At 65.5% G+C, this 9,218-nt stretch carries 8 protein-coding genes (1 of these 8 only partly in view); 7 read left to right on the top strand and 1 reads right to left on the bottom strand.

All coding sequences use genetic code 11. The features are described 5' to 3' along the window. From BHD07_RS00265 to actR, 6 genes are all read left to right on the top strand, one after another. Positions 1-242 carry the end of an ABC transporter substrate-binding protein gene (locus BHD07_RS00265; protein ID WP_100672582.1) on the top strand. The gene continues 985 nt to the left of window position 1, outside the view, so 242 of the gene's 1,227 nt are visible here — the last part of the coding sequence; the start codon falls outside the window, past its left edge; the stop codon is at positions 240-242. Beyond that, positions 226-1,914, top strand: a complete 1,689-nt coding sequence (locus BHD07_RS00260) for an ABC transporter permease (protein ID WP_100672583.1) — start codon at positions 226-228, stop codon at positions 1,912-1,914. Before BHD07_RS00265 ends, BHD07_RS00260 begins: the two co-directional genes overlap by 17 nt. Further along, the gene (locus tag BHD07_RS00255) at positions 1,915-2,598 is read left to right on the top strand and encodes an ATP-binding cassette domain-containing protein (protein ID WP_100672584.1); all 684 of its coding nucleotides are present in this window, start codon (positions 1,915-1,917) and stop codon (positions 2,596-2,598) included. Continuing rightward, positions 2,598-5,060 carry an ATP-dependent helicase HrpB gene (gene hrpB / locus BHD07_RS00250; protein WP_338276928.1) on the top strand — a complete coding sequence of 821 codons (2,463 nt, stop codon included), beginning with the start codon at positions 2,598-2,600 and terminating at the stop codon, positions 5,058-5,060. Before BHD07_RS00255 ends, hrpB begins: the two co-directional genes overlap by 1 nt. A 154-nt stretch (positions 5,061-5,214) precedes the next feature. Further along, positions 5,215-6,516: an ActS/PrrB/RegB family redox-sensitive histidine kinase gene (locus BHD07_RS00245; protein WP_018098632.1), complete on the top strand. Its 1,302-nt coding sequence runs from the start codon at positions 5,215-5,217 to the stop codon at positions 6,514-6,516. Positions 6,517-6,692: 176 nt separating this feature from the next. After that, a complete protein-coding gene (gene actR / locus BHD07_RS00240; protein WP_003531971.1) occupies positions 6,693-7,277 on the top strand; it encodes a global response regulator transcription factor ActR in 585 nt (194 codons plus the stop codon). Positions 7,278-7,292: 15 nt separating this feature from the next. On the opposite strand, the gene BHD07_RS00235 is transcribed toward actR, so the two are convergent. Next, positions 7,293-7,817 (bottom strand): MmcB family DNA repair protein, encoded by a 525-nt coding sequence (locus BHD07_RS00235; RefSeq protein ID WP_100672586.1) that lies wholly within the window; start codon positions 7,815-7,817, stop codon positions 7,293-7,295. Positions 7,818-8,042: 225 nt separating this feature from the next. On the opposite strand from BHD07_RS00235, the gene BHD07_RS00230 reads away from it, so the two are divergent. Beyond that, on the top strand, positions 8,043-8,717 hold the full coding sequence (locus tag BHD07_RS00230) for a L,D-transpeptidase (protein ID WP_018098635.1): 675 nt from the start codon (positions 8,043-8,045) through the stop codon (positions 8,715-8,717). Positions 8,718-9,218 lie beyond the last annotated feature (501 nt).

The raw sequence follows: 9,218 nt of genomic DNA, 5'->3' as shown, positions 1-9,218 counted from the left end.
CCGATTTCCTCCTCTCGCCCGAGGCGCAGCTTCGCAAGCAGGACCCGAATATCTGGGGCGATCCGACTGTGCTTTCTCCTGCAAAACTTCCGGAAGCCGACCGGTCCGGTTTCGAGCGCCTGGACCTCGGCATTGCAACGCTCCATCCCGACGAACTCGGTCCCGCGCTCGACGAACCGCACCCGGACTGGATGACACGGATCGAAACCGAATGGATCCGGCGTTATGGCGCAGCCAACTAGGCTCGGCGGAAACGCCCTCCTTGCCTTCGTTCTGGGGCTTCCCATCCTTGCCGGGCTTGCAGGAACGATCCTGCCGGCCTTCGGCTACCTGCCGGCGCTCGGCGGCCTTCGCGTCACGCTTGCTCATTTCGCCGAACTCGCCGGCCAGCCGCACATTCTCCGCTCGGTCCTGACCGGCCTCGCTGCGGGATTGCTGACGACGGTCGCAGCGACAGCGGTCGTCGGCACATTCGTCGCGGGCTTTGCCGGCACGCCGCTTTTCGCCCGCATCCAGCATCTCGTCTCTCCCCTGCTTGCCGTCCCGCATGCTGCCGCCGCCTTTGCGCTGGCTTTCCTCGTCGCCCCGTCGGGCTTCCTGCTCCGGCTGATCTCGCCGGAGGTGACGGGCTTCACGCGGCCCCCGGACTGGCTTCTTCCCAACGACCCTTTCGCGCTTACGATGATTGCCGGGCTCATCGCCAAGGAGGTGCCGTTTCTCTTCCTGGTGACGCTTGCCGCCCTGCCGCAGCTTGCCGTCACGAGGGCATCGCGCCTTGCGGCGGCGCTCGGCTACGGGCGCGTCGCCGGCTTCGCCATCTGTCTTTGGCCCGCCCTCTACCGCCAGATCCGTCTGCCGGTCTTCGCAGTGCTCGTCTATTCGGTATCCGTGGTCGACGTCGCCATGATCCTCGGGCCGAAGCTGCCGCCGACATTGCCGGTGCGAGTAACCCAATGGGCCGGAGACGACGACCTCGGTGCGCGATTTCTCGCATCGGCGGGCGCTTTCCTGCAGCTTGGCATCGTCGTTGCCGCAATGGCGAGTTGGATCGTGCTCGAACGGGTCGGGAAAGCCGTTCTCGCGCGCCTGACCCTTTCCGGACGGCGCTTTGCGCGGGACGGCGCGCTTCGCGCCGCGGGCGCCCTCGCCATGAGCACCTGTACGGTCACCATTTTCGCGGGGCTCAGCGTGCTTTCGATCTGGTCGGTTGCAGGCCTCTGGCCCTTTCCCGACGCGTTGCCCGGAAGTCTCACGCCCAATACCTGGATGCGCACATTGCCTCAACTCTGGGCCCCGCTCGGCACCACGGTCGCGCTCGCTCTTTCGGCGTCATCGCTGGCGCTCGTATTTACCATCCTCCTGCTCTACCGCAACGGCATCGCCGGCGGACGGAAGAATGCAGCCGGCTACCGGCTGCTTTACCTCCCCTTGCTCGTCCCGGAGATCAGCTTCGTTTTCGGGCTGCAGGTCCTGATGCTCTCGGCGGGGCTCACTCCCGGCTTTGCGAGCGTGCTGGCGGTCCATTTCGTTTTCGTGCTCCCTTACGTGCTTCTGTCGCTGTCGGCCCCCTGGCGCGCGGTCGACCCGCGCTTCGAAAAAATTGCCGCCGGCTTCGGCAAGCCGGCGTTGGAAATCCTGTTCACGGTCCGGCTGCCATTGCTCTTTCGTGCCTGCCTCACCGCGCTCGCGGTCGGTTTCGCCGTGTCGGTCAGCCTCTATCTGCCGACGCTCCTCATCGGGTCCGGGCGGCTGACGACGATCACGACCGAGGCCGTCGCACTCTCGTCGGGCGGCGACCGGCGGGTCATCGGCATCTACGCCCTCGTTCAGGGGCTCCTGCCCTTCCTCGCATTTCTCGTTGCGTCGCTCGGCCCGCAGTTGCTATTCCGCAACCGGCGGGCAATGAGGACGTGAATGCAGGAAAACGCCGGGTCAAAATCCCCGATCAAGACAGGATGCCTGACGCTCTCGGAGGTGACGATCGGTCTGGGCGGCCGGGCCCTGCTCGCCGTATCGGCGTCGGTCGCGCCGGGCGAGGTGCTGACGATCATGGGGCCGTCCGGCTCCGGCAAGTCGACCCTGCTCGCCTTTGCGGGAGGCTTTCTCGATGCGGCATTCGATGTGAGCGGCCGCATCCTGATCGACGGCAAGGACCTGACGGCGGTTCCCGCCAACCGGCGCCACGCGGGCATCCTGTTTCAGGATCCGCTGCTCTTTCCCCATCTATCGGTCGGCGGCAACATCGTCTTCGCCATAGCGCCGGCTGTCAAAGGACGAGCCGCACGCCGCCGGCTGGCCGATGCAGCCCTCGACGAGGTGGGCCTTAACGGCTTCTTCGACCGCGACCCGGACACGCTCTCCGGCGGCCAGAAGGCACGCGTGGCGCTGCAAAGGGTACTCGTTTCCGCGCCACGATTCCTGCTTCTCGACGAACCTTTCTCCAATCTCGACGCGGCGCTCAGACAGCAGACGCGTGAGCTTGTCTTTTCCAAGGCGAGGGCGGCCGGGCTGCCCACCATCCTGGTGACCCACGACAGTGCCGACGCGGAGGCCGCCGGCGGCCGCGTGATCGAAATCGGAATGGAGGAGCAGGCGTGATGCGCGCGCTTCCGGCCCTGCCTGTCCGCGAGATCCTGCCCGGCCTTGGCGACGCGCTCGCTTCGTCGGGATCGGTGGTGCTGTCGGCTCCTCCCGGCGCCGGCAAGACGACGCTGGTGCCGCTTTTTCTGCTCGACCAGCCCTGGCGCGGCGACGGCAAGATCATTCTGCTCGAACCGCGGCGGCTCGCAGCGCGGGCTGCGGCCGGACGCATGGCCGAACTTCTGAAGGAGAAGGTCGGCGAAACCGTCGGCTACCGGATGCGGCTCGACAACCGCGTATCGGGCAAAACCCGGATCGAAGTTGTAACGGAGGGCGTCTTTAGCCGGATGATCCTCGACGATCCCGAATTGTCCGGCGTTTCGGCTGTCCTTTTCGACGAGTTCCACGAGCGTTCGCTGGATGCCGATTTCGGGTTGGCGCTGGCGCTCGACGTGCAATCGGCGCTGCGCGAGGACCTCAGGATCGTCGTCATGTCGGCGACGCTCGACGTCGAACGCATCGCCGGGCTCGTCGGCGATGCGCCGGTCCTGAAAAGCGAAGGCCGGAGCTTCCCTATCGACATACGCTACGAAAACAGAGCGGCCGGTGAAAGCGTCGAGGACGCGATGGTCCGCACGATTGCAGAGGCGCATCGGTCCGAGGAAGGTTCCATCCTTGCCTTCCTGCCCGGGCAGGCGGAAATCGCCCGCACGGCCGCGCGGCTCGCCGATCGCTTCGGGGAGGCGACCGCAATCGTGCCGCTCTTCGGCAATCTGAGCCAGAAGGAACAGGATGCGGCGATCCGCCCGGCACCGAAGGGCACGCGCAAGATCGTGCTGGCGACCTCGATCGCCGAAACCTCGATCACCATCGACGGCGTCAGGATCGTCGTCGACAGCGGCCTGCAGCGGCTGCCGGTCTTCGAGGCCTCGACCGGCATCACGCGGCTCGAAACCGTGCGCGTTTCAAGAGCCTCGGCCGATCAGCGCGCCGGGCGCGCCGGAAGGACCGAGCCGGGTATCGCGATCCGCCTGTGGCATTCCGGCCAGACGGCGGCGCTCGCCGCCTTCACGCCGCCGCAGATCCTTGCCAGCGATCTCTCCAGCCTGCTCCTCGATCTTGCCCATTGGGGTGTGGCCGACCCGTCGACGCTGAAATTCCTCGATCCGCCGCCGGAGACGGCCCTGCGCGAGGCGCGGGGCCTGCTCGTCGAGCTCGGCGCGATCGACAGCCGCGGCGCGCTGACGCCGAGGGGCCGCAGGATCCGCGATCTGGCGCTGCCGGTGCGGCTTGCGGCAATGTCGGTCGCAGCCGCCGGGGAAGGGCGGGCGCAGGAGGCCTGCCTTCTCGCGATGATGCTCACCGAGCAGGGCCTCGGCGGCAACAGCATCGATATCGAGGAGCGGCTGCGCCGGTTTCGGAGCGAGCGCAGCGACCGGGCCGAGGCCGCCCGCGGTCTGGCGCGGCGAATGGCCGGCGAACTCGGCGCATCGAACAAGGCGGGTCTGGAGCCCGTTCTGCCTGGAGCCCTGCTGATGCACGCCTTTCCCGACCGCATCGCGCTGCAGCGCGGCGGGCGCGGCCGCTTCGTCATGGCGAACGGACGCGGCGCCGAGATCCCCGAGACCGAACGGCTTGCTGCAGCCGGAATGCTCGTCATTGCCGATCTTACCGGCAGAGCCGGGGCGCAGCGGGTGCTCGCTGCAGCGGAAATAACGAGAGGCGATGTCGAAGGGCACATGCCGGACGCCATCGTCACCGAGGAGCAAAGCTTCTTCGATCGGGCCAGCCGGCAGGTGCGTGCGCGCCGGGTGACACGGCTCGGGGCGATCATCTTCGAGGAGAAACCCCTGCCTCGCCCCAGCGGCCAGGCGGCGGCGCGGGCACTCGCGGACGGTATCCGGCAGCTGGGGCTCGCCGCTGTCCCCTTCCCGAAGGACGTGGAGCAACTGCGCGACCGTATCGGCTTCCTGCACCGCTCCATCGGTGAGCCCTGGCCGGACATGTCGGACGCGGCGCTGATCTCCCGTCTCGACGCGTGGTTCGTTCCGTTCCAGGGAGACGCCGGCGGCATTGACGGGATCCAGGGCCGCGATCTCGCCGAAGGCCTCATCTCGCTCGTTCCATACGGCCTTCAGCGCGACCTCGCCCGGCTGGCCCCTACGCATTTCGAAGCGCCGACAGGCCAGCGTCATCCGATCCATTACGACGGCGACGAACCGCTCCTGTCGATCCGCGTTCAGGAGCTCTTCGGCCTGAAAGCGCATCCCGCGATCGGCGACGGTCGGCTGCCGCTGCTTCTCGAGCTGATTTCCCCCGGCCACCGCCCGATCCAGACGACCCGGGACCTGCCCGGCTTCTGGGCCGGTTCGTGGAAGGACGTCAGAGCCGAGATGCGCGGCCGCTATCCGAAACATCCCTGGCCGGAGGATCCCGCCAATGCGATGCCGACGACGCGCGCGAAACCGCGCGGGACTTAGAACGGGCGGAAAGTGTACTCCAAAGTGGCCGGATGCGGCTCTACGGCGCACCGAGGTCCGCCGCCGTTTCATATTTGCCGGGTTCGGAATAAAGTCCGGCAAGATGAATTGACGCCCGGTCGCGCATGCGACCCGCATCGCGAAACGGAAACGCATGGCAGCTGCGACACTCTATAACGATCAGAACAGCAATCGCAGTCTGAGGCTGCAGACGCTCATCCGGCTGCGCTGGCTGGCGGTGGGTGGACAATCGCTCGCCGTCGTCGTCACGGCGCTGTGGCTGCAGTTCCCGCTGCCGATCGTTCCCTGCTCCGTATTGATCGCCTGCCTGGCGCTTCTCAACGTCTTTCTCACGCTCCGCTTTCCGCCGACGCAGCGGTTGACGCCGCCGGCCGCCTTCTCCCTGCTCGGTCTCGACCTTGCGCAACTGACTGCGTTGCTCTTCATCACCGGCGGTCTTGCCAATCCCTTCGCGCCGCTTCTCTGCGTGCCGGTGATCATCTCGTCGGCCTCGCAGCCGAAGCCGCAGAGCATCGTGCTGGCCGGGCTCGCCGTCCTAGGCGTCACCGCCCTTGCCTTCTCGCCCTTCCCGCTGCCCTGGTATCCAGGCACCGTTCTGTTGATGCCGCGCGTGCTGACGGCGGGCATCTGGTTCGCGATCGTCTCGATGACGGCCTTCGCCGCTTTCTACACCTATCGCGTCTCGCTCGAGGCGAGCGAGCTTTCCGAAGCGCTGACGGCGACCGAGCTCGTCCTCCAGCGGGAGAAGCACCTGTCGCAGCTCGACGGTCTCGCGGCCGCCGCCGCCCACGAACTCGGAACGCCGCTCGCGACGATCAGCGTCGTCGCCAAGGAGATGGAACGAGAGCTTGGCGACGATCCGCGTTTCGGCGAGGACGTCCATCTTCTGCGCAGCCAGAGCGAACGCTGCCGCGACATTCTGAGGCGGCTGACCACCCTTTCGTCCGAAAGCGAAGAACATATGCGGCTTCTGCCGCTCTCATCGCTGATCGAGGAGGTGATGGCGCCGCATCGCGAATTCGGCATAGAAATCGAGCTGAAGGAGCAGGGCGATCGCGCCTCGGAGCCGGTCGGCATCCGCAATGCCGGCATTCTCTACGGCCTGGGCAATCTGCTGGAGAACGCGGTCGACTATGCGCGCAAGAAGGTGACCGTCACGACGGAACACACGGCCGAGCGCGTGCGGGTGACGATCGAAGACGACGGCGACGGTTTTTCGCCGGACATCCTGGCGCGGATCGGCGAACCCTACGTGACGCGGCGGCAGAAGGACGACAGTGCCGGCGGGCTCGGCCTCGGTCTCTTCATCGCCAAGACGCTGCTCGAGCGTTCAGGTGCCCGGCTGCGCTTCGAGAACGGCGGCTCGAAACACCCGGGCGCCCGGGTCAGCGTCGAATGGCCGCGCGTGCTGATGGACACGAAACTGGCGAAATGACTTTTGGCGGTTTATTGAAGACAGGTGCGGGGAAACCCACATGATTGCCGGCAAAACCACCTACCGCATGTTTCCTTTGACCCTGTCCGGTGAAAGAATAGAACATGCAGCACTTGAAGGGTTACAGCGGCCCTTGCGCGCCCGGTGAGACGCATGGCGCTGTAGGGATTTGAGAAATGATCGAAAAGTCGATGCCTGCGCCAAACACTCACGCCGCCGATGCGGACCTGATCGGGCCTGACAAGAGCCTTCTGATCGTCGATGACGACACGGCCTTTCTGCGGCGCCTCGCCCGCGCAATGGAAGCGCGCGGCTTCGCGGTCGAGATCGCCGAATCGGTCGCCGAAGGCATAGCCAAGGCGAAGACCCGCCCGCCGAAACATGCAGTCATCGATCTCCGCCTGAGCGACGGCAGCGGTCTCGACGTGATCGAGGCGATCCGCGGGCGCCGCGACGACACGCGCATGATCGTTCTGACGGGCTATGGAAACATCGCGACGGCGGTCAACGCCGTGAAGCTCGGAGCGCTCGACTATCTGGCCAAGCCCGCAGACGCCGACGACATTCTCGCGGCGCTGATTCAGCGCCCGGGCGAGCGGGTGGAGCCTCCGGAAAACCCGATGTCGGCCGATCGCGTGCGATGGGAGCATATTCAGCGCGTCTATGAAATGTGCGAGCGCAATGTTTCCGAAACGGCGCGCCGGCTCAACATGCACCGACGGACCCTGCAGCGCATTCTGGCGAAACGGGCGCCGAAGTAACTCGCGCCGCCTTTTTTAATCCCGCTCGCCGCTGACGATGTCGCTGATCGACTGGCCGAGCTCGCCGTTTCGCTCGGCCGCCCATTCTGCGAGCGTCAGGCGCTGCGCCGCCGTGCGCGCGAAGGCCTGCGTCACCGATTTTCGCGTGCTCGGCGGCAGGCGGTGTTCCGGAGCGTCGCGCAGCATATGCGCGCCGTAGCCGTCGGAAAGCATCAGCCCGCATTCTTCCGGAAAGATGTCGAGGGGAACCTGCGCATGCGTTGCGAAGAACAGGCGGTCGCAGTGGAGCCGGTATTCCGGCCACTTGCGATCGACGCGGAAGTCCTCGATCGAGGTCTTGATCTCGATGATCCAGATTTCACCCTTGGGCGAGAGCGAGATGAGATCGGCCCGCCTCCCGCTTGCAAGCGTCAGTTCGGGCAGAGCCGCGTGGCGCAGTTCCATCAGCAGCCGCTGAACGCCGCGCCGCACCTTCATCGCCCGCTCTGACTGGCGACCGTCTGCGAGCGGATTATCGCCATGGATAGACAAGATCGTCATTGCCGCCCTCGGAAAGTGCTACGGCGACCTTTGCGCCTCTGACGAGACGCGCGGCGCTGCAGGATGGTTTGTTGCAAAAAAGCAATCGTCACGGAATTTACACCTTTCGGCCACATTGCGGGGGGCCGGTCCCTTGCGCACTGCGGTGCAATAGAAAATAAGCTGTTGCCGCTGACGGCCGGACACCCTCCCCCGTATTTTCCTGACCTCTTTTACGAGACCATCATGCGCTTCCGCAACGCTCTCCTTCTGTGCAGCCTGGCGGCCACCGTTGCCCTCGCCGGCTGCTCACAGACCACGACCACGGCCGGCTCCTCTCCCGAGGGCGAAAAAGTGGCGACGAACCAGATCTTCTCCAGCAATTATGGCCCTGTTGAGGACCACGGATATGCGGTGCCGGGCGTTCCGATCAACCGCGTAGACCAGCGCTTCCATCGGCAGATCGTCGATTATCCGACGAAGGAACGCCCGGGAACGATCGTCGTCAACACGCCGAGCCGCTTCCTCTATTACGTGCTGCCCGGCGGCAAGGCCGTACGTTACGGGATCGGCGTCGGCAAGCAGGGCTTCGCGTGGGAAGGCGAGGCCTATGTCGCCTGGAAGCAGGAATGGCCGACCTGGCACCCGCCGAAGGAAATGGCCGAGCGCAAGCCGGAAGTCGCCAGATATGTAGAGGCCGGCATGGGCCCGGGCATCAGCAATCCACTCGGTGCCCGCGCTCTCTATCTCTTCAACAAGGAAGGCCGGGACACGCTGTTCCGCTTGCACGGCACGCCGGAATGGTCTTCGATCGGCACCGCCGCCTCGTCCGGCTGCATCCGCCTGATGAACCAGGACATCATCGATCTCTATTCGCGGGTCCGCCCCGGCCGCAACGCACGCGTCGTCGTGCAGCAGTAACGGCTGCAACACATCGAAAAAGGGCCATCCGGTGGTGCCGGGTGGCCCTTTCTTTTTGCCGTCGCAGCGTGATTGCGCTCGATTCGAGAAGCTGGCGCGTTCTTTGTGCGTCCCTTTGGACGCACGGCGCGCCTTGTTGATCCCCTCATTCCTGTGCTCGTCACAGGAATCCAGCCAGACCAAGTTCTTGGGCCGACCGAACGCTTCCCGCGCCGCGGACGCGGCGAGGGCATTGCGTCACAGCTTGACCATCTCGCACATTCGCAAATTAAAGTCGTAGTAGCCGCACATCCCCGGTCCCTCATTCCTGTGCTTGTCACAGGAATCCAGCCAGACCAAGTCCTTGGGCTGAAAGAACTCTTCCGCGCCGCAGACGCGGCGCTGCTCTCATCCTTGTGACGAGCACAGGGATGAGGGGAGGAGAGATTGCAGCCCTCCGAAGAGTATTCTACAGCGCCGCGCGTCTTGTGAGACGCGCCAAGGTCGCTGTAACCCTTTGAG

The sequence above is a fragment of the Sinorhizobium sp. KGO-5 genome, from assembly GCF_036245905.1.
GTDB lineage: Bacteria > Pseudomonadota > Alphaproteobacteria > Rhizobiales > Rhizobiaceae > Sinorhizobium > Sinorhizobium meliloti_A.
Note: the sequence above shows the minus strand (reverse complement) of the source record. Positions and strands in the feature narration are given on the sequence as shown.

Excerpts from the sequence above, each read along its gene's own strand:
- BHD07_RS00245 (WP_018098632.1), top strand. The coding sequence starts at position 5,215 with ATGGCAGCTGCGACACTCTATAACGATCAGAACAGCAATCGCAGTCTG.
- hrpB (WP_338276928.1), top strand. The coding sequence starts at position 2,598 with ATGCGCGCGCTTCCGGCCCTGCCTGTCCGCGAGATCCTGCCCGGCCTT.
- BHD07_RS00235 (WP_100672586.1), bottom strand. The coding sequence starts at position 7,817 with ATGACGATCTTGTCTATCCATGGCGATAATCCGCTCGCAGACGGTCGC.
- actR (WP_003531971.1), top strand. The coding sequence starts at position 6,693 with ATGATCGAAAAGTCGATGCCTGCGCCAAACACTCACGCCGCCGATGCG.
- BHD07_RS00260 (WP_100672583.1), top strand. The coding sequence starts at position 226 with ATGGCGCAGCCAACTAGGCTCGGCGGAAACGCCCTCCTTGCCTTCGTT.
- BHD07_RS00255 (WP_100672584.1), top strand. The coding sequence starts at position 1,915 with ATGCAGGAAAACGCCGGGTCAAAATCCCCGATCAAGACAGGATGCCTG.
- BHD07_RS00230 (WP_018098635.1), top strand. The coding sequence starts at position 8,043 with ATGCGCTTCCGCAACGCTCTCCTTCTGTGCAGCCTGGCGGCCACCGTT.